Genomic DNA, 22493 nt, shown 5'->3' with positions numbered 1-22493 from the left:
CGCTTCCTAGCGCACCGTCTTCTCGCCGACCAGGTGCAGGACCGGCGCGATCAGCCGGTACGGGTCGCGCCGGGACGCGTCCTCCTCGCAGGCCAGCAGGTTCGTCCACGCCTTCTGGCCGCGCGGCGGCTCGGCGTCGTCGGGCTGGAGGCCGCTGAAGACGCCCACGCCGTACCAGTCGAGCACCGGCGCGCCCAGATCCGCGAGCACCGTACACAGGCCCTCGACGGTGTCCGCGCGCAACGTACCGCCGGCGGGGTTGGGGTACGTGGTCGCGGACAGGCCCTTGAGCGTCGCCGTCCACTGGGCCGCGGCGCCCGCGCGCATCGCCAGCGAGCCGGCGTTGCGCGAGGTGATCGAGATCAGACCGCCCTGGGTCATCATCCGGGCCAGCGCGGCGAGCATGCCGTCCGGCTCGGGCTGCGCCTCCAGCACGTCGTGGCACAGCGCCAGGTCGAAGCTGCCCGGCGGGAAGTGCCGGCCGGCCTCGGCGCCGTCGCCCTCCACCAGCCGGATCCGCCCCTGCACGTCGGCCGATTCCTGGGCCAGGTCCTCGTGCAGTCGGGTGAGCACATCGGTGTCGGTGTTCACCGAGGTGACGATGTGTCCGGCGCGGGCGAGCAGTATGCCGGGCGACGCGGGCCCGCAGCCGACGTCGAGCACCCGCAGGGGGCCCCGGTCGCGCAGCCGTGTCATGTGCTCGGCCAGTTGGCGGGCCACCAATTCGCGACGCACCTGCGTGTGCAGGTCGCCGGTCAGCCCGGTGATCGTGGTCATGCCACCTTCTCGCCTCGTTTGACCTGCGGCTTGGGCAGCCGCAGCCGACGGAGCTGGAGAGAGCGCATCAGCGCGTAGGGCGTGAGGCCCTTGAGGTTCTCCTTGGGGAACTTCGCCCGCAGCGCCTTCTTCATGCCCAGGTTGACTCGGATGGAGTCGAGGATGATCAGCAGGATCACCGCGATCCACAGGAACAGCGAGAAGTTCTTCACCGCCAGGCTGGGCAGAATGCTCAGGATCAGGATGATCACGGCCGAGGGCAGGAAGAACTCGCCGACCGTGTAGCGCGCGTCGACGTAGTCACGGGCGAACCGGCGCAGCGGTCCGCGGTCCCGGGCCGGCAGCGCCCGCTCGTCGCCGGTCAGCAGCGCCTGGCGCTGGGCCTCGCGCTCCTCGCGCATCCGCATCCGAGCCTGCTTGCGGGCCTGCTTGGGGTCCTTGGCGACGGACACCTTGGTCTTGCGGTTGGCCTGGGCGTCGCTGCGCTTGGGCGTGGGCCGGCCCTTGGGCGCCTGGGGGTCACGGACGGCCTGCGAACCCTGGGAACGCTCCAGGGACTGCTCGGCGGTCTCGGGCTCTGCGTGGGAACGTCGTCGGAACACCCTCAAAGCCTACGTGTTCGAGGTCGCGGACATTTCAAGGCTCCCCGGATCCGGTGCGAGGGGGATGCGGAACTCTCGCGGGCGGGAACACGTCAAGTGAGGCAAAGCCCTGCTGCCACAAGGTCGCTTGGGCATTTAGGCTTCAGGGAGCAGCACGGGTTGCCTACGAAGGGGGCACGCGAGGCCCATGAGCGGTGTAATGAAGCGAATGGCGATGATCTTCCGCGCGAAGGCCAACAAGGCCCTCGACAAGGCCGAGGATCCACGCGAGATGCTCGACTACTCGTACCAGAAACAACTTGAGCTGTTGCAGAAGGTACGTCGGGGCGTGGCCGATGTGGCGACCTCCCGCAAGCGGCTCGAATTGCAGATGACCGGTCTGCAGCAGCAGTCGGGCAAGCTCGAGGACCAGGGCCGCAAGGCGCTGGCGCTCGGTCGCGAGGATCTGGCCCGCGAGGCGCTCATGCGCCGCTCGGGTGTGCAGCAGCAGATCTCGGACCTCGGTACCCAACACCAGAACCTCCAGGCGGAGGAGGAGAAGCTCGTCCTGGCCTCGCAGCGACTGCAGGCCAAGGTGGACGCGTTCCGTACCCGCAAGGAGACGATCAAGGCGACCTACACGGCCGCCGAGGCCCAGGCGCGGATCGGTGGCGCGGTCGCCGGCATCTCCGAGGAGATGGGCGACGTCGGGCTCGCAATCCAGCGGGCCGAGGACAAGACCGCGCAGATGCAGGCCCGGGCGGGTGCGATCGACGAGCTGCTCGCCTCGGGCGCGCTCGACGACCCGACCGGGATGGCGAAGGACGACATCACCGCGGAGCTGGAGCGTTTGTCCAGCACGTCGGACGTGGAACTGGAACTGGAGCGGATGAAGGCCGAGCTCTCCGGTGGCACCCCGCCGCCGGCGATCGGCCCCGGACAGCCCCGGCCGCGTTTCGACAAGCAGGGAGACGGCACATGATCGTTCGGATCGTGGGTGAGGGCCAGCTCGATGTCGCGGCGGAGCACCTGGATGTGCTCAATCGCTTCGACGACGAGCTTCAGGCCGCGATCGACGGCGGCGACGACGCCGCCTTCCGCGCGGCGCTGACGGCGCTCCTGTCCAAGGTCCGAGAGGTCGGCACCGCGGTGCCGGATGACGAGATCGTGCCCTCGGACCTGCTGTTGCCGGCCGAGGACGCCCATGTGGACGAGGTCAGGAAGATGCTGAGCGCGGACGGTCTGATCCCGGGCTGACGCGACTACCGCTCCTCCGTGCTGCGTGTGGGCGGTGTGCCCCGGGGACTCCCGGAGCACACCGCCCGCTCACGTGTTACGGCAGTGCCAGCATGCGGTCGAGCGCGACCTTCGCGAACTTCTCGGTCTCCGCGTCCACCCGGATCCGGTTGACCACGTTGCCCTCGACCAGCGACTCCAGGGTCCACACCAGGTGGGGCAGGTCGATCCGGTTCATCGTCGAGCAGAAGCACACCGTCTTGTCCAGGAAGACGACCTGCTTGTCGGGATGCGCCGCGGCCACCCGGCGGACCAGGTTGAGCTCGGTCCCGATCGCCCACGCCGAACCCGGCTCGGCCGCGTCCAGCGTGTTGATGATGTATTCGGTCGAGCCGACGTAGTCGGCCGCGGTCACCACCTCGTGCCGGCACTCCGGGTGCACGAGCACGTTGACCCCGGGGATCCGGGCCCGTACGTCCTCGACCGAGCTCACGTCGAACCGCCCGTGCACCGAGCAGTGCCCGCGCCACAGGATCATCTTGGCCGCACGCAACTGCTCGCGGGTCAGGCCGCCGTTCGGCTTGTGCGGGTTGTAGAGCACGCAGTCATCGAGGCTCAGCCCCAGTTCCAGCACCGCGGTGTTGCGACCCAGGTGCTGGTCGGGCAGGAACAGCACCTTCTCGCCCTGTTCGAAGGCCCAGTCCAGGGCGCGCCGGGCGTTGGAGGACGTGCATATCGTGCCGCCGTTGCGGCCGGTGAACGCCTTGATGTCGGCCGACGAGTTCATGTACGAGACCGGCACGGTCACATCCGCGATGCCCGCGTCGGCGAGCACGTCCCAGCACTCCTCGACCTGCTCCGACGTGGCCATGTCGGCCATCGAGCAGCCCGCGGCCAGGTCCGGCAGGATCACCTGCTGCTCGTCGGAGGTGAGGATGTCCGCGCTCTCGGCCATGAAGTGCACACCGCAGAAGACGATGTACGGCGCGTCCGGACGGGCCGCCGCCTCACGCGCGAGCTTGAACGAGTCGCCGGTCACGTCGGCGAACTCGATCACCTCGTCGCGCTGGTAGTGGTGGCCCAGGATGAAGACCCGGTCGCCGAGCCGCTCCTTGGCCGCGCGGGCCCTGGCCACCAGGTTCGGGTCGGACGGCGACGGCAGGTCGCCGGGACACTCGACGCCCCGTTCGCTGCGCGGGTCGGCGGCGCGCCCGAGCATGAGCAGCGCGAGCGGCGTCGGCTGCACCCCCGGCGGCAGGTCCAGATCGTGTGTCGCGGTCACGGCGCGCACCTCTTCTCGTCTACTTGACACTAATAATCCTATCCTGTTCATGTCAGGTTGACGAGAGTGGGGGTGTGCGACCATGAGTAAAACGCGAGGGCCCGAAGCATGATGTGGGAATAGGGCCGAGCCACCATCGGTTGCCGACGGTGGAAGTGGCGTACGAATGTCGAACCACCACGTGGGAGCTTGCAGATGACTGTCCAGGACGAGACCACCAAGACCGGTGGCATCCTCCTCAGCGATGAGGCGGCGGCCAAGGTCAAGACTCTGCTGGAGCAAGAGGGTCGCGACGATCTCGCGCTGCGCGTGGCCGTCCAGCCCGGCGGTTGTTCCGGCATGCGGTACCAGCTGTTCTTCGACGAGCGCTCGCTCGACGGCGACGTGGTGGCCGACTTCGGCGGTGTCTCGGTCGTCACCGACCGGATGAGCTCGCCGTACCTGAGCGGCGCGACCATCGATTTCGTCGACACGATCGAGAAGCAGGGCTTCACGATCGACAACCCGAACGCGGCCGGCTCCTGCGCGTGCGGCGACTCGTTCCACTGACGTCTCGCGACTGATCGGTCGCGACGCACCCCGCTCGACGACGACGCCGCGCCGACCCCTTCCGGGTCGGCGTGGCGTCGTCGTGTGCGGGCTCGGAGAGGTCCTCGGGTCAGCCGGTGGAGAAGGGCTTGCCACCCGGCGTGACGGGTGCGCCGGTCTCGGCGTCGACGAGCGTGCGGGTGCCCAGCGGTGTGGGAAGGGTCACGTTCACCTTGTTCTCCACGGCCATCTCCGTGCACACGTCGCCGGTGCGGGTGGTCTCCACGCGGATGGCAACCTGCGTCGCCGACTCGCTCGCGATCACCAGGCGGTTGGTCTCGCACTGGCCGCCCCACAACCAGGCGGTCAGCGTGCGGCCGTCCGGCGCCAGCGTGTAGCGGCTGAACCGGGTGTTGTCCTGGGCGGGGTAGTAGGTGTGCGGAGGGCCCGTGGGCAGGTTGGGCGAGGACGTCGAGGTGTCCGGGCCGGCGGCGTTGTCGCCGGCGGCGGGAGCGCCGGGTCGGGCCTGGGCGCCTCCGCCGGGCTCTGTGGCTCCGCTCGGCGGCTGCTGCGCGGCTGCGCCCGGCCGGGTGTCCCCGCCGGTCGGGGCGCCGGGTTCGACCGGCGCGCCGGCGCCGGGGTCGGCGGTGGTCGAGCGGGGGGATTCCTCGCCGCCGAGCACCGCCCAGGTGCCGCCGCCCACGCCGAGCACCGCGACGATCGCGAGCCCGACGATCAACGGCCGGCGGCGTGCGGTGGGTTCGGGTCGAATTCCTTCGTCGTGCTCACCGTGTGTACGCATGACGATTCGACGCGGCCGGCGCCGGGGCGGTTCCCCTCGGGGTGTCGGTCAGTCGCCGTACTCGGACATGCCCGCGACCAGCGTCGCGCCGTGCGCGGGGACGTCGGTGGCGGGGGCGTGCGAACCGGCGGGCGCGGCCTTGATCGGCGTGCGCTCCGGGCCCGGGGTGGTCCACGACGCGTCGATGTGACGGCAGTCACCGCGCAGGTCCTCGAGCGTCTCGGGCTCGGCCTGCGACGGCATCACGGGCATCGGGGACATTTCACGACTCCTTGTACTGGGGATCCCCAGAGTAGGTCGCACGGAGCGTGACGGCACGGTGTACCGACCGGTAGTTTTCACAGGGCCGCCAGAGTGCGGTGGGATAACGTGTGCGAGTTTCCCCCCTCTCGTACACCCCGTACGTCACCCCTCCCCGTACTCCACTAGGAGACACGCGCCATGCGCATTGCCGTGACCGGGTCGATCGCCACCGACCATCTGATGACGTTCCCGGGTCGGTTCTCCGACCAGCTCGTCTCGGACAAGCTGCACGTGGTCTCGCTGTCCTTCCTCGTCGACAAGCTGGACATCCGGCGCGGCGGCGTGGCGCCGAACATCTGCTTCGGGATGGGCTGTCTGGGACTGTCGCCGATCCTGGTCGGCGCCGCCGGGGCAGACTTCGTCGACTACCGGTCGTGGTTGGACCGGCACCACGTGGACACCGAGTCCGTGCACATCTCGCCGACGCATCACACCGCGCGGTTCGTCTGCACGACGGACGAGGAACACAACCAGATCGCGTCCTTCTATACGGGTGCGATGAGCGAGGCGCGGGAGATCGAACTTCGGCCGGTGGCCGACCGTGTCGGCGGGCTGGACCTGGTCGTGATCGGTGCGAACGACCCCGAGGCGATGTTGCGGCACAGCGACGAGTGCCGGGACCGGGGCTACCCGTTCGCGGCGGACCCCTCGCAGCAGTTGGCCCGGATGGACGGCGAGGACATCCGGCGGCTCATCGACGGTGCGGCGTACCTGCTCACGAACGAGTACGAGAGCGCGCTGATCGTGCAGAAGAGCGGCTGGTCCGAGGCGGACATCCTGAAGAAGGTCGGCGTCCGGGTCACCACGCTCGGTTCGAGCGGGGTCAAGGTCGAGCAGGCGGGCGAGGAGACGATCGTCGTGCCTTGTCCCGCGGAGGACGCCAAGGTCGACCCGACGGGTGTGGGGGACGGGTTCCGGGCCGGGTTCCTGTCGGGGATCTCGTGGGGGTTGTCGCTGGAGCGGGCGGCGCAGGTGGGGAACATGGTGGCGACGTTGGTGATCGAGACGGTCGGTACGCAGGAGTACACGTTGCGGCGGGCCTCGTTCCTGGGACGGTTTGCTGCCGCGTATGGGGATGTGGCTGCGGCTGAGGTTTCGGCGCACGTTCCGATCTGAACCCGGCCTCCGGGTGGTGGTTGGCCTCAAGCGCCCGGCCGGGCTGAGTTGGCCTCAAGCGCCGGCCGGGCTGAGTGGCCTCAAGCGCCGGCCGGGCTGAGTGGCCTCAAGCGCCGGCCGGGCTGAGTGGCCTCAAGCGCCGGCCGGGCTGGTGTGCTCAAGCGCCGCACGGGCTGGGTGGCCTCAAACGCCGGCCGGGCTGGGTGGCCTCAAGCGCCGGCCGGGCTATGTGGCCTCAAGCGCCGGCCGGGCTGGTGTGCTCAAGCGTTGGCCGGGCTGGTGTGCTCAGGCGCCGCACGGGCTGGGTGGCCTCAAGCGCCGGCCGGGCTGAGGGGTTGCCCGGTCGGGTGAGGTGGTTTCGGTGTTGGTTGGGTTGAGGGGTGGCCCGGCCGGGGCGGGTGGGTTTTGGTGTATGCCCGGCCGAGGGTGATCCGGTCAGGAGCGGCGGCGGACCACGTAGGCGGTGCCCTGGGGGTGGGGGGTGGTGTGGAGGAATTCGTGGCCGGTCATTTCGCACCACGCGGGGATGTCCAGGGCTGAGGCCTCGTCGTCGGAGAGGACGGTGACCAGGGTGCCGTCCTCGACGTCGAGGATGCGCTTGGCCAGTTCGATCACCGGGATGGGGCAGCGGCGGCCGAGGGCGTTGACGATCACGCCTTCCGGCGGTGTCGGTGTCGGCGTGGGGGTGTGGGTGTGGGACACCGCCGCGCGGAGGTTCGAGACCAGGCCGGGGAGTACCGCCAGGAAGCGGTCGACCTCGGCCTCGGGGACGCCGCGGGGCAGGGAGACGCGGATATTGCCCTGGGACAACACGCCCATCGCCTCCAGGACATGGCTGGGGGTCAGCGTCGAGGACGTGCACGAGGAGCCCGAGGACACCGCGAAGCCGGCCTTGTCCAACTCGGTCAGCAGCGCCTCGCCGTCGACGTACAGGCAGGAGAAGGTGACGATGTGCGGGAGTCGGTCGACCGGATCGCCGACCACCTCGACGTCGGGCACCGTTTCGCGAACGCGGGTGCGGATGCGGTCGATCAGGCCGGACAGTCGGCGATCCTCGTCGGCCGACTCGGTGCTCACCGCACCCAGCGCGACCGCCGCCGCGACGATCGCCGGGACGTTCTCGAAGCCGGGCACGCGGCGCGCCTCGCGCTCGTCGTAGGGCAGGGCCGACGCGTAGCGGGTGCCCTTGCGCACCACGAGCAGGCCGACCCCCGCCGGTCCGCCCCACTTGTGCGCGCTCGCGGTCAGCACCGACCAGCCATCCGGCACCGATAGCCGACCCACCGACTGCGCGGCGTCCACGAGCAGGGGCACACCGGCCGCCTGACACGCCGTCACCACCTCGGCGAGCGGCTGGACCGTACCCACTTCGTGGTTGGCGCTCTGCACGCACGCGAGCGCGGTGTCCGAACGAAGCGCCGAGGCGAACGCCGCTACGTCGAGTCGGCCCGTACGGTCCACCCTCGTCCGGGTGATTTCCGCGACCGTTCCGAGTTGCTCCGAACGGGCCGCGTGGGTGTCGGCGGTGTGCAATACGGAGGAGTGTTCGACCGCGCCGAGGACCACGTGCGTTCCCACTCGGCGGCGGCCGGCGAGCACGCCGAGCATGCCCAACTGGACCGCCTGTGTCCCGGATGTGGTGAATGACACTTCATCAGATCGGGTGCCCAGAACGGACGCCACCGTCTCGCGCGCCGCGTCGAGCAGCATGCGGGCGCGCCGGCCGTCGTAATAGCCGCGCGCGGGATCGGCCCAGCCCTCGTCGAGAGTGCTCAGGAAGGCCGCTTTCGCGGCCGGGTGCAGTGGCTCGGTGGAGGCCGCGTCGAAATACGCCATGCGTCGGACGTTAGCCAATACCCGAATCCCGGACGCGTTCGGGCCGTTCGCCCGAACGGACGCACCGGCACATCTACCCGGCCCGCCACACCAGACCTCCGCGCGCGACCCGAATAGGGCTGGAGTAGGGTTTGGCCCGCAGAAACATCCATACCTGTCCGCGCAACGGGTCGTCAGGGAAGAAAAGTTCCCCACCGTGACTCGCGCGCGGGCGAGACATTCGGGAAGGCGCTACGTGAGTCCCTACGGCTCCGACCGCTCGCCGCGGCGCTGGATGCGGCGCAGGGTGCCGCAGCTGCTGGCTCTGGGCCTCGTCACCGCGACCGCCACCGGCTGCTCCGTCGATTCCAAGGACCTGCCGAGACTCGGCCTGCCCAACCCTGTCACCGAGCAGGGTCCGCGAGTCCTGTCGCTCTGGCAGGGCGCCTGGATTGCAGCGCTGATCGTCGGGGTCGTGGTGTGGGGGCTCATCCTGTGGAGCGTCGCGTTCCACCGCCGGTCGCGTACCAAGATCGAGATCCCGCCGCAGACGCGCTACAACCTCCCCATCGAGGTTTTGTACACGGTCATCCCCGGCATCATGATCGCGGTCTTCTTCTACTTCACCGCGCGTGACGAGACCAAGCTCGAAGAACTCTCCAAGAACCCCGACAACACGATCAACGTGGTCGGCGTGCAGTGGAGCTGGTCCTTCAACTATCAGGGCGACCCGGCCGACGGCACGGTCGACGTCTACGAGCAGGGCACGCCCGGCAAGCCGCCGACGCTGTACCTGCCGGTGAAGGAGTCGGTGCGGTTCGATCTGACCTCGCCGGACGTCATCCACTCGTTCTGGGTCCCGAACTTCTTGTACAAGAAGGACATCATCCCGGGCCGCACGAACAAGTTCGAGGTCGTTCCGACCAAGAAGGGCACGTACGGCGGCAAGTGCGCCGAACTGTGCGGCGTGGACCACTCGCGCATGCTCTTCAACGTGAAGATCGTGGACAAGGCCGTTTACGTCCAGCACCTGAAGGACCTGGCCGCGAAGGGCCAGACCGGCTGGCTGCGCAGCAAGATCAACGAGCCTGCCCCCGTTGAAGCGCACGGGAAGAAGTGACGAGTGACAATCCTCAGTGAGCCACAGACCGTGGCCCCGGACGGACCTCCGCCGGTCCGGCGCAAGGAGCCCGGGAACATCGTCATCAAGTGGATGACGACCACGGACCACAAGACGATCGGGTCGATGTACCTGATCACCTCCTTCGTCTTCTTCTGCATCGGTGGTGTGCTCGCGCTGGTCATGCGCGCGGAGCTGGCCCGCCCCGGTACGCAGTTCATCTCGAACGAGCAGTTCAACCAGTCGTTCACGATGCACGGCACGATCATGCTGCTGATGTTCGCGACGCCGCTGTTCGCGGGCTTCACGAACTGGATCATGCCGCTGCAGATCGGCGCCCCCGACGTCGCGTTCCCGCGCCTGAACATGTTCGCCTACTGGCTCTACCTGTTCGGCTCGATCATCGCGGTGGCCGGCTTCATCACCCCGCAGGGTGCCGCCGACTTCGGCTGGTTCGCGTACGCGCCGCTGTCCGACGCGGTGCGCTCGCCGGGCATCGGCGGCGACATGTGGATCATGGGTCTGGCGATGTCGGGCTTCGGCACCATCCTGGGTGCCGTCAACTTCATCACCACGATCATCTGCATGCGCGCGCCCGGTCTGACCATGTTCCGGATGTCGATCTTCTGCTGGAACGTGCTGCTGACCTCGGTCCTGGTCCTGATGGCGTTCCCGGTCCTGGCCGCCGCGCTGTTCGCGCTGGAGGCCGACCGCAAGTTCGGCACACACATCTTCGATCCGGCCAACGGCGGACCGATCCTGTGGCAGCACCTCTTCTGGTTCTTCGGCCATCCCGAGGTGTACATCATCGCGTTGCCGTTCTTCGGCATCGTGTCGGAGATCATCCCGGTCTTCGCGCGCAAGCCGATGTTCGGTTACAAGAGCCTGATCGCCGCGACCATCTCGATCGCGGGCCTGTCGGTCACCGTGTGGGCGCACCACATGTTCCCGACCGGCGCGGTCATGCTGCCGTTCTTCTCCTTCATGACGTTCCTGATCGCCGTACCGACCGGCGTCAAGTTCTTCAACTGGATCGGCACCATGTGGCGCGGCTCGTTGTCCTTCGAGACACCGATGTTGTGGACCGTGGGCTTCCTGGTGACCTTCGCGTTCGGTGGTCTCACCGGCGTCATCCTCGCGTCGCCGCCGCTGGACTTCCACGTCTCGGACACCTACTTCGTGGTGGCGCACTTCCACTACGTGGTGTTCGGCACCGTGGTGTTCGCGATGTTCGCGGGCTTCCACTTCTGGTGGCCCAAGTTCACCGGCAAGATGCTCGACGAGCGGCTGGGCAAGATCACCTTCTGGACGCTGTTCATCGGCTTCCACACCACGTTCCTGGTGCAGCACTGGCTGGGTGCCGAGGGCATGGCCCGTCGGTACGCGGACTACCTGGACTCGGAAGGCTTCACCACGCTGAACACGATCTCGACCCTGGGCTCGTTCCTGCTGGGTCTGTCGATCCTGCCGTTCTTCTACAACATCTGGAAGACGCACAAGTACGGCAAGAAGATCACCGTGGACGACCCGTGGGGCTACGGCCGTTCGCTGGAGTGGGCGACCTCCTGCCCGCCGCCGCGGCACAACTTCACGAGCATTCCGCGGATCCGTTCCGAGGCTCCCGCGTTCGACCTCCACCACCCGGAGATCGCCGCGCTGGAGTACCTCACCGACGAGCGTTCCGAGGCGTCGCCCGAGCTGGCGAAGGGAGCCGAGAAGTGAAGTTCAACGGTGTCCTGTTCGCAGTCCTGGCCGTGTTCCTGCTGCCGGTGACGATCATCTACTGGTTGTTGTCCGAGGACCCGACCGGTACGACCGCCCTGGCGCTGACGTTCGGCCTGGCGCTGATGATCGGGTTCTACCTGATCTTCACCGCGCGCCGGATGGACCTGCTCGCGCAGGACAACGAAGAGGGCGAGATCGCCGACGACGCCGGCGAGCTGGGCTTCTTCGCCCCGCACAGCTGGCAGCCGCTGCTGTTGGCGACCGGTTCGGCGCTGCTGTTCCTGGGCGTCATCTTCGGCTGGTGGCTGGCGATGTTCGCCGCGCCGTTCGTCGCGATCGGTGTCTTCGGCTGGGTCTTCGAGTTCTACCGGGGTGCGGACCAGCGCTACTAGCGCCACCGATTCGCAACCTTCGCAACACGGTTTTGCCACAAGGCCGATCACCCTGATGGGTGGTCGGCCTTGTGTGATATCTACAGAGGACTCCCTGACGCCCCCGAATGTCACCGGTGTGTGACCGTTCGGCGGTTGTAGCAACCCGAACCGGGGGTCGACGCGTCAAATGGACGCAAGGGAGTACCAGGACGAGGGAGGAACACGCGTGCCCCGGATACACGGAGCATCGCGCACGGGGGCAGCGGGCGGCGGCATACGCCTCTTCGCGGGACTCATGGTGGCGCCGCTCATATTCATTGCAGGCTGCTCGTCCGACGGCGGCAAGACCGACCCCGGCGGCTCGACCGGTGGCAACTCCGGCGGCTCCGGTGGCGGTCCGAACAAGAAGGTCGCCGCGGCACCCGCCACGATCGCGATCACTCCCGCCGACGGTACCAAGAGCGTGGAGACCGACGGCGCGCTCAAGGTCGACGCGACCGGCGGCAAGCTCACCTCGGTCGTGGTCACCGACGCGAAGGGCAAGACCGTCGACGGGCAGATCAGCCCGGACGGCATCGGCTGGAAGCCGGACGCCCCGTTGGCCAACGGCGGCGCCTACACGGTCGCGGCCAAGGCCGCCAACGCCGACGGCGCCGAGGTCACCGCGCAGAGCAAGTTCAACACCAAGGCCGCCGACGACACGTTCGTGGCCGACTTCAACATCGAGCCGGACAGCACGTGGGGCGTCGGCGCGATCATCTCGCTCAAGTTCAACGAGCCGATCAAGGACAAGGCCGCGATCGAGCGCAACCTCAAGGTCGTCTCCGAGCCCGCCGTGCAGGGCTCGTGGTCCTGGCTCAAGGACCTCGACGGCAACGACCGGATCGACTACCGCCCGGAGAAGTACTGGGCGAGCGGCACGAAGGTCAACCTCAAGGCCAACCTGACCGGCGCGAAGGCGGCGCCGGGTGTCTACGGCAAGCAGACCAAGGACATCAAGTTCACCATCGGCCGCTCGCTGGTGGCCACCGCGGACCTCAAGTCCAAGCACATGGTGGTCACCAAGGACGGGGCCCAGATCGAGGACCTGCCGATCTCGGCGGGCGGCCCCAGCTTCCCGACCTGGGGCGGCACGATGGTCGTGCTCGACAAGGTCGACGGCATCACGATGGACTCCGAGACGGTCGGCCTGGGCGACGCGTACAACATGAAGAACGTGCGGCACGCGGTGCACCTGACCGCGTCCGGCACGTACGCGCACGGCGCGCCCTGGAACGAGGGCAAGTTCGGCCGGCAGAACGACAGCCACGGGTGCATCGGGCTGAGCGCCTCCAACGCCAAGAAGTTCTTCGACCTGGTCACCCAGGGGGACCCGGTGGAGATCCTCAACAGCACCGACAAGACGGTCAAGGCCGGCAACGGGCTCGGCGGCTGGAGCGTCGACTGGGCGACCTGGCTCAAGGGCAGCGCGCTCACCGGCGGTGGCGCGGCCGGGACCCCGGCGGCGTAGCAAGTCCCACACGGTAGGGCGAACCGCCCGATCGCGCGACCCGGCCGGCGGCCGGTGTCAGGCGATCGGGCGGTTTGTCGTTTTATCTGAATGAAGTGGGTCGTTCCCGGCCACTCTCGATGCACCAAACTCCGCGCCATCCGCGCTCGGCGAGCACGGATGTACGGTGATCGGCCGGTACGGCTGGAGGTCATGAGTGAATCGGGACAGAGCTGTTCGCGTCCGCCGGCTCGGCTGGGCCCTCGCGTCGGCGCTGCCACTCGTGTTCGTGGCCGGATGCGGGACGTGGGAGAAGCAGCGCACCGCCGAGATCGACCGACCCGCCGAGAGCGTCGCCCGCCTCGCGGTGGACGTGCGCACCGATCGTCCCGCCCAGCCGGGCCGGCCGATCACCGTCACCGCCGGCGACGGGCGGCTGTACGCGGTGAGCCTGGTGGGCCCGGACGGCAAGCCGGTGCCGGGCGGCAACGCGGCCGGCGACACGACGTGGTCCAACTCCGAACCGCTGGCCTACGGCAGCAGGTACACGCTGACCGCGTCCGCCGTCGACGTGTACGGGCTGACCTCGACCCGGACCGAGTCGTTCACCACGCTCACCCCGGACGCCGAGACGCACGTGGAGTCGGTGCTGCCGGAGGCGGACTCGAAGGTGGGCGTGGGCATGCCGATCACGGTCACCCTGGAGCGGCCGGTCACCGACCCGGCGCGGCGTGCCGAGGTGGAGCGGCGACTCCAGGTATCCGCGTCCACGCCGGTCGAGGGCGCGTGGGGCTGGGTGGACGACACGACCGTGCGCTATCGGCCCAAGGACTACTGGCCGGTGAACACCAGGGTCTCGGTGGCCACCAGTCTGCTCGGCGTCGACTTCGGGAACGGCGTCTACGGCGGCCCCGGCAAGGTGGTCGACTTCGAGGTCGGCGACGCCGTGGTCGCCACCGTGGACTCCGCGGCGCACACGCTGACCCTCGAGCGCAACGGCGTCGACATCAAGACGATGCCGGTGACCACCGGCAAACCCGGCTTCACCACCCGGTCGGGCATCAAGGTGGTGCTCGGCAAGGCGCCGCACGTGCTGATGGACGGCACCACGGTGGGCATCTCCGCGGACAGCAGCGACGGCTACCGGCTGGACGTCTACTGGGCCACCCGGGTCACCTGGAGCGGTGAGTTCGTGCACGCGGCCCCGTGGTCGGTGAGCTCGCAGGGCCGGGAGAACGTGAGCCACGGCTGCGTCGGGATGAGCGACGAGGACGCCAAGTGGTTCTACGACCAGGTCAAGGTCGGCGACGTGGTCACCGTGGTGAACACGGGCGACGCCAAGAGCATGGAGCCGATCGGCAACGGCTACGGCGAGTGGAACCTGGACTGGTCGCAGTGGCTGACCCACAGCACGAACGGCCCGGCCACCACCCGCCGGCTCTGACGGGCCGTCCGGCAACTCCGGGCCCGCCGCCCGGCGCTCCCGTGAAGGCGCTGTACGGCCGCCTGCGGGGCGCGACGCGAAGGGCCCCACCGGGAAGATCCGGTGGGGCCCTTCGTCGTTCCTGCGCGTCCTACGGGTCGTGCCGATGTGGCGTCAGCAGCCCGGCCCCGGTCGCGTCAGTGGTGACCGTGTCCGCTGGTCAGTTCCTTGTACTCCTCGGCCGTCGGCTTCTCGATCGGCTCGGCGAAGTACCAGTGCGACATCTTCGAGCGCAGCTTCTGCGAACGCTTGACCTTGCGGGCCACACCGTTCTCGTCCTCGGCCGGCTCGAGCTGGTACGGCTTGGGCTGCTCGTGCGCGGTGAGGGTGTGCCGCACCCCGGCGTCCAGCGGCTCGTGGATCTCCACGAACTCGCCGTGCGGGAGCTTCTTGATCACACCGGTCTCGCGACCGTGCAGGACCTTGTCCCGGTCGCGCCGTTGCAGACCCTTGCAGATGCGCACCGTGGCCAGGTAGGCCAGCACGGGCGCGACGAAGAACGCGACGCGGCCGATCCAGGTGATCGTGTTGATCGACATGTGGAAGTGGGTGGCGATGATGTCGTTGCCACCACAGACCCACAACACGCCGTAGCAGATGATCCAGGCGACGCCCAGGCCGGTGCGCACCGGCATGTTGCGCGGGCGGTCGAGCAGGTGGTGCTCACGCTTGTCGCCGGTGATCCAGCCTTCGATCCACGGGTACATCGCCAGGAACGTGAACAGCACGCCGGGCAGGACCAGGGACGGGATCAGCACGTTGAAGCTGAGCGTGTGGCCCCAGATGTTCCATTCCCAGTTCGGCATGATGCGCAGGGATCCCTCGAGGAACCCGATGTACCAGTCCGGTTGGGAGCCCGCCGTGATCTGACCCGGGTTGTATGGACCGTAGGCCCAGATCGGGTTGATCTGCACCATGCCGCCGAGGGCGGCGGTGATGCCGAACACGATGAAGAAGAAGCCACCGGCCTTGGCCGCGTAGACCGGCAGCAGCGGCAGGCCGACCACGTTCTTCTCGGTCTTGCCCGGGCCGGGGAACTGGGTGTGCTTCTGGTAGAAGACCAGGATCAGGTGCACGGTCACCAGGCCGACCATGATCGCCGGGATCAGCAGCACGTGGATGGTGAACAGGCGGGGCACGATGTCCTCGCCCGGGAACTCCCCGCCGAACAGGAAGAACTGCACGTACGTGCCGACCAGCGGGATGGCCAGGACCACACCCTCGGCGATCCGCAGACCCGTACCGGAGAGCAGGTCGTCCGGGAGCGAGTAGCCGGTGAAGCCGTTGACCATGGCCAGGATCAGCAGCAGGAAGCCGAACAGCCAGTTTATTTCGCGCGGCTTGCGGAACGCCCCGGTGAAGAAGATCCGGAACATGTGCACGAACAGCGACGACACGAAGATCAGCGCGGCCCAGTGGTGGATCTGACGCATCGCCAGACCACCGCGGATGTCGAAGCTGATGTCCAGCGTCGAGGCGTACGCCTGGGACATGTGAATGCCCTGGAGCGGCACGTAGGAGCCGTCGTAGACGACCTCCTGCATGCTCGGCTTGAAGAACAGCGTCAGGAAGACACCGGTCAGCAGCAGCACGATGAAGCTGTACAGCGCCACTTCACCGAGCATGAAGGACCAGTGGTCCGGAAAGACCTTGCGCAGGTTCTTCTTCGCCGCGCCGTAGATGCCCAGCCGGCTGTCCAGGGCGTCGGCCGCGCGAACGGCCGCGTTGTTCGGGATCGGGGTGCTCTTGTTCGCCCCGCCCTTGGGTTGTTCGCTCGACATCAGCCACGCTCCCAGAAGCTCGCGCCGACCGGTTCGGCGAAGTCCTGCGTCGCGGCGAGGTTACCCGCCTCGTTCACATGGATCTTCAACTGCGGCAGCGAGCGCGCGGCCGGACCGAACACGACCTTGCCGTCGTCCGCCAGGTCGAAGGTGGACTGGTGACACGGGCACAGCAGGTGGTGCGTCTGCTGCTCGTACAGGCCGATCGGGCAACCCACGTGGGTGCAGATCTTCGAGTACGCCACGATGCCCTCGTAGCCCCAGTCCAGTTCCTTCTTGGACTTGATGTCCTCCGGCTCCAGCCGGACCACCAGGACCGCGGACATGCCCGCCTTCTCCAGCCAGCCGTGCGAGAGCTCTTCCTTCTCGCCGGCCGGGCCGTACTTCTCGACCAGGCCGTCGGGCAGCACCATGGTCAGCGAGCCCTTGACGATGTCGTCCGGCTTGATCGGCAGGCCGGTCGCCTCGTTGATCAGCTCGACGCCCGGCTTCCAGTCGGTGTGCCGCAGCTTGGTGCCCGGCAGCGGACCGAGGTCGCGCAGCAGCACGACGCCGGACAGCGGCACCAGGGCCATCGCGCCGATCATCGTGCGCCGGATCAGCGGGCGGCGACCGATCACCGAGTCCGCGGCACCCTGGGTGAACTCCCGGATCGCGTATTCGCGGGTCTCCGGGTCCGAGGTGAACTCGTGCCGCTCCTGGACGATCTCCTCGTCCGTCATCAACGTGCGCGCCCAGTGGATCGCGCCGGCGCCGATGCAGAACAGCGCGAGGCCGAGGAAGCCGCCGAGCGCGAGGTTCTGGGCACCGATCTTCCCGAAGAAGAAGATGTCGATGATGCGGTACTTGTCGATGCCGACGTACGCCCAGATGAAACCGATCGTGGACAACATCGAGATCACGAAGAGGAACGCGACCTGACGCTCGGCGCGCTTGGCGGCCCGCTCGTCGATGTCGGTGACGCGCGGCTCGTGGGCCGGCAGGCCGGGGTCGGCGAACGGGTCGCCTTCCGCCGGAACATGTGCCGAGGCGTGGACCTCGGGCAGGTGCTCTTCAGGCACTTCAGACTTGTCCTGGCTACTCATTTGGTCCTGGCCTTGGGGGTCCGGGCGGCAATCCAGATCGCACATCCGATGAGCAGACCGAGCGCGATGATCCAGCCGAACAGACCTTCGGAGACCGGGCCGAGCCGGCCGAGACCCAGGCCGCCGGGGTTCGGCTCCTTCTTGGTCGTCTCGTTGACGTACGTGACGATGTCCTTCTTCTGCTGCTCGGGCATCGTGCTGTCCGGGAACGAAGGCATGTTCTGCGGGCCGGTGAGCATGGCCTCGTACATGTGCTTCGGGTCCACGTTCTTCAGCGGCGGCGCGAACTTGCCCTCGGTCAGGGCGCCGCCCTCACCGGAGAAGTTGTGGCACTGCGAGCAGTTCGTGCGGAACAGCTCGGCGCCGTTGACGATGTCGCCGTCGGGCGCGTACATGTTCGCCGTCGGGACCTTGGGTCCGACGCCGAGGGAGGCCACGTACGCGGAGAGCTGGTCGATCTGCGCCTGGGTGTAGACCTCGGGCTTGCGCGGCGCCTGGGCGCCGGGCTGCTGAAGCGGCATCCGGCCGGTCGCCACCTGGAAGTCGACGGCGGCCGCGCCGACGCCGATCAGGGACGGACCGTCGGTGGAACCCTGGGCGTCGAGCCCATGGCAGGTCGAACATCCGCTCAGGTAGAGCTTCTTGCCCGCCTCGACGGCGATGGAGGCGGAATCGTCGGCCTCCGCCTTCTTGGCAGGCGCGAACGCGGCGTACAGACCCCCCGTGGCCGCGAGCGCGAAGATGAGTACGACGATCGCCGCCAAGGGGTGGCGTCGCCGCGCGGAGAGCTTTTTCACGGAAAACCCCGGTCCAATGTCGTCTGCGTAGTAAGTGTCGGGACGTCTACCTGATGACGTAGATCGTGAAGAACAGACCGATCCAGACCACGTCGACGAAATGCCAGTAGTACGAGACGACGATTGCGGCCGTGGCCTGCTCGTGCGTGAACCGTCGGGCCGCGTAGGTGCGTCCGAGGATCAGCAGGAAGGCGATCAGACCGCCTGTCACGTGCATGCCGTGGAAGCCGGTGGTCAGGTAGAAGACCGAACCGTAAGCCGACGACGAGAGAGTCGTGCCCTCCTTGACCAGCTCCGTGTACTCCATCACCTGGCCGCCGACGAAGACGGCGCCCATCACGAAGGTGATGACGAACCACATTCTGAGCTTCTTGACGTCACCGCGTTCGGCCGCGAAGACGCCGAGCTGGCAGGTGAGCGAGGACAGCACGAGGATCGTCGTGTTGCCCGTCGAGAACGGGATGTTCAGCTCACTGGCGTGCTCACGCCAAGCGTCCGCGCCGGTGACGGAGCGGATCGTGAAATACATCGCGAACAAGGCCGCGAAGAACATCAGCTCGGACGCCAACCAGACGATCGTGCCGATGCTGACCAAGTTGGGACGGTTGAGCGTCCCGTGTGTCCCGTGTGAGGGGGGCCCGGTTTCTAGTGAAGTTGCTGTCGCCACGGCGGCCATTATTGCGGTCGCCGGATCTGCCCACACTTCGGGGGGCAACCTTTGTACAACGTGTCCGGGTTAGGCTCTGGTTCCGTGAGTGGCTCTGCAGGCGACGCCGGGGTGTTTCTGGCGCACGCGACCCCTGGGAACGTACCGCCGGAACTGACCCCCATTCGGCTCCTGACCGGGTGGGTGTTCGAGCCGATCCCGATCCTGGTCGCGATGCTCTTCGGCGGCCTCTATCTGTACGGGGTGCACAAGCTCAGGGCCCGTGGGGACTCGTGGTCGCGGTGGCGGAGCTTCTCCTTCCTGGGACTGGGGCTGGGCACGTTCCTGCTCGCGACCGAGTCCGCGTTGGCCGCGTACGACACCGTGTTGCTGAGTGTGCACATGGTTCAGCACATGGTGCTGGCGATGATCACGCCGATCTTCCTGGCGCTCGGAGCGCCGATCACACTCGCGCTGCGTACCCTGCCGACCAAGTGGCGTAATCGACTCAACGCGCTGCTGCACAGCAGATACGCGAAGGTGGTCACCTTCCCGGCCTTCGCCGGGTTCATCTTCGTGCTCAACCCGTTTGCCCTGTACTTCACCCCTTGGTACGAGCTCACGTTGCGGAACACCTTCATGCACGACATGAATCACGTGCATTTCGTGATCATCGGCTGCATGTGGTTCTGGCCGCTGCTGGGTCTGGACCCGATGCCGCGCGCGAGTTATCCGATGCGGCTGCTCGCGGTGTTCGCGACGCTGCCGTTCCACGCGTGGCTGGGTATCGCGATCATGAGTTCGTCCAACGTGCTCGCCGGTGACTGGTACAACGACCTCGGTCGCGACTGGGGCGCCAGTCCGCTCTCGGACCAGGGCACGGCGGGCGGAATCCTGTGGGGCAGCGGCGACATCATCGGACTGCTCGTCTTCCTGGTGTTGTTCGTGCAGTGGGCCCGGGCGTCGGAGCGCGAGGCGGTCCGGGAGGACCGCCGGCTGGATCGACTCGAACTGATCGAGGCCGGCCGCAAGGCGCACGAGGAGCGGTTGGCGCGCGAGGCGGCCGAGGCCGGCGGCGGTGTGGAGCAGGGCTTGGACGACGCCGGAAAACCCGTGTCGAAGAGCACTCTTCCGGGTGACTCTGCCCGAACGGAGGAGGCCGACTCGGCCGTCCGGGTGGCCCGCGGGCCCGAGCCGAGGTTGGCCGACGCGGCCGAGTAGCGTCGCGGCATGATCCTGGAACGTTTCCTGCGCCGGCGGCGACCGGAACCCGATCCCGTGCTCGTCGACGACGGCACGCTCGTGGTGGTCGGGTCCTGCTTCGACCCCTCGCGCGCCGATTCGGCGGTGGTCGCGCAGATGCGGGCGGACGGAGTCGCGGTGGAGACCGGACGGTTCGTGATGCGGCACGTGCTGACGCTGCCGGATCTGGCGGCGGCCGACGAGGCGGCCCGGATCCTGACGCCGGACGGCTGGCGGGTGGTGGCGCCGGCCCCCGACGAGCGGCCGCTGCGGGTGCTGATCTCCCGGCAGCAGGTGATCACCGGCCTGGAGCCGGCCCGGGAGCGGACCCGGATGGCCGGGCTGGCCCAGCGCCTGGGCGGCGACGCCGAGGGCTACGAGGTGCTCGCGCGCGGGTGATTCGGGGCGCGTCGGGGGTGCGGTCGGTGTCGCCCGGGCCGGACCGTGGCCGGCCGGGAGCGGGACGAGCGCGTGACGAGCGCGTGACGAGGCACACATTTTCGTGCCGAAAAGCGCTAACATCCGGGTCGATCCGAGTGTTGCCCGTACCGAACATGCGCAGCCTGAACATATGCAGCCCTGAACACACGCAGCCCAGACACAGGCAGGTGGACATGACGCGCGGCGAGACCATGACCGTCCTCGTGTACAGCGACGACCGCAACACCCGACGGAAGGTCACCCTCGCGCTCGGGCGCAGGCCCGCCGTCGACGTGCCGTTCGTGGAATACCTGGAGTGCGCCACCGAGCCCGCCGTGATCGAGGCGATGGACAAGGGCGGCATCGATCTGGTGATCCTGGACGGGGAGACCGCCCCGGCCGGTGGCATGGGTGTGTGTCGTCAGCTCAAGGACGAGATCTACAACTGCCCGCCGGTGCTGACCCTGGTCGGCCGTCCGCAGGACGCGTGGCTGGCCACGTGGTGCCGGGCGGACGCGGTGGTCGCCCACCCGCTGGATCCGCGCACGCTCGCGGACGCGGCGGCCGACCTGATCCGGGGTCGGATCGCCGGACGCCAGCCGGCCTGACCGCATCCCGGATAACCACCCGGCCGCGACGGGCGCGGTGGGTACGCTGTCGCGGACTCATCCGATGACACAGCGGGAGCGGACCATGGGCGCCTCGGCCTCTACGAACAAGAGCGGCGGCAACCCGGCGGCCCGTTCCTGGCGGGACCTCCTGGCGACGCTCATGCGCGGCGACGACCTGCCGGCCGACGCGACCGCGTGGGCGATGGACCACATCATGACCGGCGAGGCGACGCCGGTGCAGGTGGCCGGGTTCGTGATCGCGCTGCGGGCCAAGGGCGAGACCGTGGACGAGGTCTCGGGTCTGGTGCGGGCGATGTACGCGCACGCGTCGACGATCGAGGTGCCCGGCCGTACGGTCGACATCGTCGGCACCGGTGGCGACCTCGCGCGGACGGTGAACATCTCGACGATGTCCGCGATCGTGGTCGCGGGCACGGGCGAGACCGTGGTCAAGCACGGCAATCGGGCGGCGTCCTCGTCCAGCGGTGCCGCCGACGTGCTCGAGGCGCTCGGTGTGGTGCTGGACCTGACCCCGGAGCAGGTGGCCCGGACGGCCGAGGAGGCGGGCATCACGCTGTGCTTCGCCCAGCGCTTCCACCCGTCGCTGCGGCACGCCGCGCAGGCGCGGCGCGAGCTGGGGGTGCCGACCACGTTCAACTTCCTGGGGCCGTTGACCAATCCGGCTCGTGTGCGGTTCCACGCGGTCGGGGTCGCGGATCTGCGGATGGCGCCGATCGTGGCCGGTGTGCTGGCCGATCGGGGTGCGACCGCGCTGGTGTTCCGGGGTGACGACGGGCTGGACGAGTTGACCGTCACGACCACGTCGCAGGTGTGGATCGTGCGGGACGGCGACGTGCGCGAGGACCGGGTGGACCCGCGGGACCTGGGCATCCCGCTGAACGGGATCGAGTCGTTGCGCGGCGGCGACGCGGCGTTCAACGCCGAGGTGGCCCGGAAGTTGTTCGCGGGCGAGCAGGGCGCGGTGCGCGACGCGGTGTTGTTGAACTCGGCGGCGGCGCTGGCCGCGTTGGGCCCGGGAGAGGGATCGTTGACCCAGCAGTTGGCGGCCGGGATCGATCGGGCCGCCGAGGCGATCGACTCGGGCGCGGCGCAGGCCGCGCTGGATCGTTGGGTGGCCACGACCCGGTCGTTCGCGCGGGGATAGCGGGTCCGGGCGGGAGACCGTACGCCGGGCGTGGTCGTGGCCGACCCGCCCGGCGTCGTGCCGTCCAGGATGTGGGAATGGTGGGGCCGTCGTTGCGCGGGGCGCTCCGTCTGGT

General features: G+C 68.4%; 23 protein-coding genes. 13 read left to right on the top strand and 10 right to left on the bottom strand.

Features of this window, described 5'->3' with window-relative positions:
• Positions 1-6: 6 nt before the first annotated feature.
• Together ACIRL2_RS12155 and ACIRL2_RS12150 are read right to left on the bottom strand one after the other, a co-directional pair.
• Positions 7-777 carry a class I SAM-dependent methyltransferase gene (locus ACIRL2_RS12155; RefSeq protein ID WP_395862282.1) on the bottom strand — a complete coding sequence of 257 codons (771 nt, stop codon included), beginning with the start codon at positions 775-777 and terminating at the stop codon, positions 7-9.
• Positions 774-1379 carry a DUF3043 domain-containing protein gene (locus ACIRL2_RS12150; protein ID WP_395862284.1) on the bottom strand — a complete coding sequence of 202 codons (606 nt, stop codon included), beginning with the start codon at positions 1377-1379 and terminating at the stop codon, positions 774-776. Before ACIRL2_RS12150 ends, ACIRL2_RS12155 begins: the two co-directional genes overlap by 4 nt.
• A gap of 187 nt (positions 1380-1566) precedes the next feature.
• On the opposite strand from ACIRL2_RS12150, the gene ACIRL2_RS12145 reads away from it, so the two are divergent.
• Positions 1567-2340, top strand: coding sequence for a PspA/IM30 family protein (locus ACIRL2_RS12145; RefSeq protein ID WP_079026675.1), 774 nt, complete (start codon positions 1567-1569; stop codon positions 2338-2340).
• Positions 2337-2615, top strand: a complete 279-nt coding sequence (locus ACIRL2_RS12140; protein ID WP_395862286.1) for a hypothetical protein — start codon at positions 2337-2339, stop codon at positions 2613-2615. The genes ACIRL2_RS12145 and ACIRL2_RS12140 overlap by 4 nt, the downstream gene beginning before the upstream one ends.
• A gap of 76 nt (positions 2616-2691) precedes the next feature.
• On the opposite strand, the gene nadA is transcribed toward ACIRL2_RS12140, so the two are convergent.
• Positions 2692-3927, bottom strand: a complete 1236-nt coding sequence (nadA, locus tag ACIRL2_RS12135) for a quinolinate synthase NadA (protein ID WP_402231819.1) — start codon at positions 3925-3927, stop codon at positions 2692-2694.
• 144 nt (positions 3928-4071) lie between these two features.
• On the opposite strand from nadA, the gene ACIRL2_RS12130 reads away from it, so the two are divergent.
• Complete coding sequence (locus ACIRL2_RS12130) at positions 4072-4425, top strand: HesB/IscA family protein (RefSeq protein WP_395862290.1); 354 nt, start codon at positions 4072-4074, stop codon at positions 4423-4425.
• Between the two features lie 109 nt (positions 4426-4534).
• Here ACIRL2_RS12130 and ACIRL2_RS12125 read toward each other — a convergent pair whose 3' ends face one another.
• Together ACIRL2_RS12125 and ACIRL2_RS12120 are read right to left on the bottom strand one after the other, a co-directional pair.
• The gene (locus ACIRL2_RS12125; RefSeq protein ID WP_402231818.1) at positions 4535-5206 is read right to left on the bottom strand and encodes a hypothetical protein; all 672 of its coding nucleotides are present in this window, start codon (positions 5204-5206) and stop codon (positions 4535-4537) included.
• A gap of 48 nt (positions 5207-5254) precedes the next feature.
• Positions 5255-5467 (bottom strand): hypothetical protein, encoded by a 213-nt coding sequence (locus tag ACIRL2_RS12120; RefSeq protein WP_395862294.1) that lies wholly within the window; start codon positions 5465-5467, stop codon positions 5255-5257.
• A gap of 180 nt (positions 5468-5647) precedes the next feature.
• On the opposite strand from ACIRL2_RS12120, the gene ACIRL2_RS12115 reads away from it, so the two are divergent.
• Positions 5648-6625, top strand: coding sequence for a carbohydrate kinase family protein (locus tag ACIRL2_RS12115; protein ID WP_395862296.1), 978 nt, complete (start codon positions 5648-5650; stop codon positions 6623-6625).
• Between the two features lie 435 nt (positions 6626-7060).
• Here ACIRL2_RS12115 and ACIRL2_RS12110 read toward each other — a convergent pair whose 3' ends face one another.
• The gene (locus ACIRL2_RS12110) at positions 7061-8461 is read right to left on the bottom strand and encodes a cysteine desulfurase/sulfurtransferase TusA family protein (RefSeq protein ID WP_395862298.1); all 1401 of its coding nucleotides are present in this window, start codon (positions 8459-8461) and stop codon (positions 7061-7063) included.
• 235 nt (positions 8462-8696) lie between these two features.
• Here ACIRL2_RS12110 and coxB point away from each other — a divergent pair, with 235 nt between their 5' ends.
• From coxB to ACIRL2_RS12085, 5 genes are all read left to right on the top strand, one after another.
• Positions 8697-9560 carry a cytochrome c oxidase subunit II gene (gene coxB, locus ACIRL2_RS12105; RefSeq protein WP_395862300.1) on the top strand — a complete coding sequence of 288 codons (864 nt, stop codon included), beginning with the start codon at positions 8697-8699 and terminating at the stop codon, positions 9558-9560.
• A gap of 3 nt (positions 9561-9563) precedes the next feature.
• Positions 9564-11282, top strand: coding sequence for a cytochrome c oxidase subunit I (gene ctaD / locus ACIRL2_RS12100; protein ID WP_395862302.1), 1719 nt, complete (start codon positions 9564-9566; stop codon positions 11280-11282).
• The gene (locus ACIRL2_RS12095; RefSeq protein WP_395862304.1) at positions 11279-11677 is read left to right on the top strand and encodes a cytochrome c oxidase subunit 4; all 399 of its coding nucleotides are present in this window, start codon (positions 11279-11281) and stop codon (positions 11675-11677) included. Before ctaD ends, ACIRL2_RS12095 begins: the two co-directional genes overlap by 4 nt.
• 208 nt (positions 11678-11885) lie before the next feature.
• The gene (locus tag ACIRL2_RS12090) at positions 11886-13169 is read left to right on the top strand and encodes an Ig-like domain-containing protein (protein WP_402231815.1); all 1284 of its coding nucleotides are present in this window, start codon (positions 11886-11888) and stop codon (positions 13167-13169) included.
• 196 nt (positions 13170-13365) lie between these two features.
• A complete protein-coding gene (locus ACIRL2_RS12085) occupies positions 13366-14592 on the top strand; it encodes an Ig-like domain-containing protein (RefSeq protein ID WP_402231813.1) in 1227 nt (408 codons plus the stop codon).
• Positions 14593-14768: 176 nt separating this feature from the next.
• Here ACIRL2_RS12085 and ACIRL2_RS12080 read toward each other — a convergent pair whose 3' ends face one another.
• From ACIRL2_RS12080 to ACIRL2_RS12065, 4 genes are read right to left on the bottom strand one after another with little or no spacing between them, the layout of a single operon-like run.
• Positions 14769-16412 (bottom strand): cytochrome bc complex cytochrome b subunit, encoded by a 1644-nt coding sequence (locus ACIRL2_RS12080; RefSeq protein WP_395862310.1) that lies wholly within the window; start codon positions 16410-16412, stop codon positions 14769-14771.
• On the bottom strand, positions 16412-17497 hold the full coding sequence (locus ACIRL2_RS12075; RefSeq protein WP_395862311.1) for a Rieske 2Fe-2S domain-containing protein: 1086 nt from the start codon (positions 17495-17497) through the stop codon (positions 16412-16414). The genes ACIRL2_RS12080 and ACIRL2_RS12075 overlap by 1 nt, the downstream gene beginning before the upstream one ends.
• On the bottom strand, positions 17494-18294 hold the full coding sequence (locus ACIRL2_RS12070) for a c-type cytochrome (protein WP_395862313.1): 801 nt from the start codon (positions 18292-18294) through the stop codon (positions 17494-17496). Before ACIRL2_RS12070 ends, ACIRL2_RS12075 begins: the two co-directional genes overlap by 4 nt.
• A gap of 46 nt (positions 18295-18340) precedes the next feature.
• Positions 18341-18970 carry a heme-copper oxidase subunit III gene (locus ACIRL2_RS12065; protein ID WP_360304941.1) on the bottom strand — a complete coding sequence of 210 codons (630 nt, stop codon included), beginning with the start codon at positions 18968-18970 and terminating at the stop codon, positions 18341-18343.
• Between the two features lie 75 nt (positions 18971-19045).
• Between ACIRL2_RS12065 and ACIRL2_RS12060 the strand changes: the two genes are divergently transcribed.
• The 4 genes from ACIRL2_RS12060 to trpD all read left to right on the top strand — a co-directional run bounded on the left by ACIRL2_RS12060 (position 19046) and on the right by trpD (position 22378).
• The gene (locus tag ACIRL2_RS12060) at positions 19046-20161 is read left to right on the top strand and encodes a cytochrome c oxidase assembly protein (protein WP_402231810.1); all 1116 of its coding nucleotides are present in this window, start codon (positions 19046-19048) and stop codon (positions 20159-20161) included.
• 9 nt (positions 20162-20170) lie between these two features.
• Positions 20171-20581 (top strand): hypothetical protein, encoded by a 411-nt coding sequence (locus ACIRL2_RS12055; protein ID WP_395862317.1) that lies wholly within the window; start codon positions 20171-20173, stop codon positions 20579-20581.
• Positions 20582-20796: 215 nt separating this feature from the next.
• Positions 20797-21210 (top strand): response regulator transcription factor, encoded by a 414-nt coding sequence (locus ACIRL2_RS12050; protein ID WP_020552994.1) that lies wholly within the window; start codon positions 20797-20799, stop codon positions 21208-21210.
• A gap of 64 nt (positions 21211-21274) precedes the next feature.
• Entirely contained in the window at positions 21275-22378 is a 1104-nt protein-coding gene (gene trpD / locus ACIRL2_RS12045) for an anthranilate phosphoribosyltransferase (protein WP_395862319.1), read from the top strand.
• Positions 22379-22493 lie beyond the last annotated feature (115 nt).

Origin of the sequence: Embleya sp. NPDC127516, assembly GCF_044765325.1 — a bacterium.
Classification (GTDB): Bacteria; Actinomycetota; Actinomycetes; order Streptomycetales; family Streptomycetaceae; genus Embleya.
This window is presented reverse-complemented; position numbering and strand designations above follow the sequence as displayed.

Coding starts and splice junctions, on each gene's coding strand:
- ACIRL2_RS12130 (WP_395862290.1), top strand. CDS start 4,072: ATGACTGTCCAGGACGAGACCACCAAGACCGGTGGCATCCTCCTCAGC.
- nadA (WP_402231819.1), bottom strand. CDS start 3,927: ATGAACAGGATAGGATTATTAGTGTCAAGTAGACGAGAAGAGGTGCGC.
- ACIRL2_RS12140 (WP_395862286.1), top strand. CDS start 2,337: ATGATCGTTCGGATCGTGGGTGAGGGCCAGCTCGATGTCGCGGCGGAG.
- ACIRL2_RS12075 (WP_395862311.1), bottom strand. CDS start 17,497: ATGAGTAGCCAGGACAAGTCTGAAGTGCCTGAAGAGCACCTGCCCGAG.
- ACIRL2_RS12050 (WP_020552994.1), top strand. CDS start 20,797: ATGACGCGCGGCGAGACCATGACCGTCCTCGTGTACAGCGACGACCGC.
- ACIRL2_RS12145 (WP_079026675.1), top strand. CDS start 1,567: ATGAGCGGTGTAATGAAGCGAATGGCGATGATCTTCCGCGCGAAGGCC.
- ACIRL2_RS12080 (WP_395862310.1), bottom strand. CDS start 16,412: ATGTCGAGCGAACAACCCAAGGGCGGGGCGAACAAGAGCACCCCGATC.
- ACIRL2_RS12120 (WP_395862294.1), bottom strand. CDS start 5,467: ATGTCCCCGATGCCCGTGATGCCGTCGCAGGCCGAGCCCGAGACGCTC.
- ACIRL2_RS12115 (WP_395862296.1), top strand. CDS start 5,648: ATGCGCATTGCCGTGACCGGGTCGATCGCCACCGACCATCTGATGACG.
- trpD (WP_395862319.1), top strand. CDS start 21,275: ATGACACAGCGGGAGCGGACCATGGGCGCCTCGGCCTCTACGAACAAG.
- ACIRL2_RS12125 (WP_402231818.1), bottom strand. CDS start 5,206: ATGCGTACACACGGTGAGCACGACGAAGGAATTCGACCCGAACCCACC.
- ACIRL2_RS12155 (WP_395862282.1), bottom strand. CDS start 777: ATGACCACGATCACCGGGCTGACCGGCGACCTGCACACGCAGGTGCGT.
- ACIRL2_RS12110 (WP_395862298.1), bottom strand. CDS start 8,461: ATGGCGTATTTCGACGCGGCCTCCACCGAGCCACTGCACCCGGCCGCG.
- ACIRL2_RS12065 (WP_360304941.1), bottom strand. CDS start 18,970: ATGGCCGCCGTGGCGACAGCAACTTCACTAGAAACCGGGCCCCCCTCA.
- ACIRL2_RS12055 (WP_395862317.1), top strand. CDS start 20,171: ATGATCCTGGAACGTTTCCTGCGCCGGCGGCGACCGGAACCCGATCCC.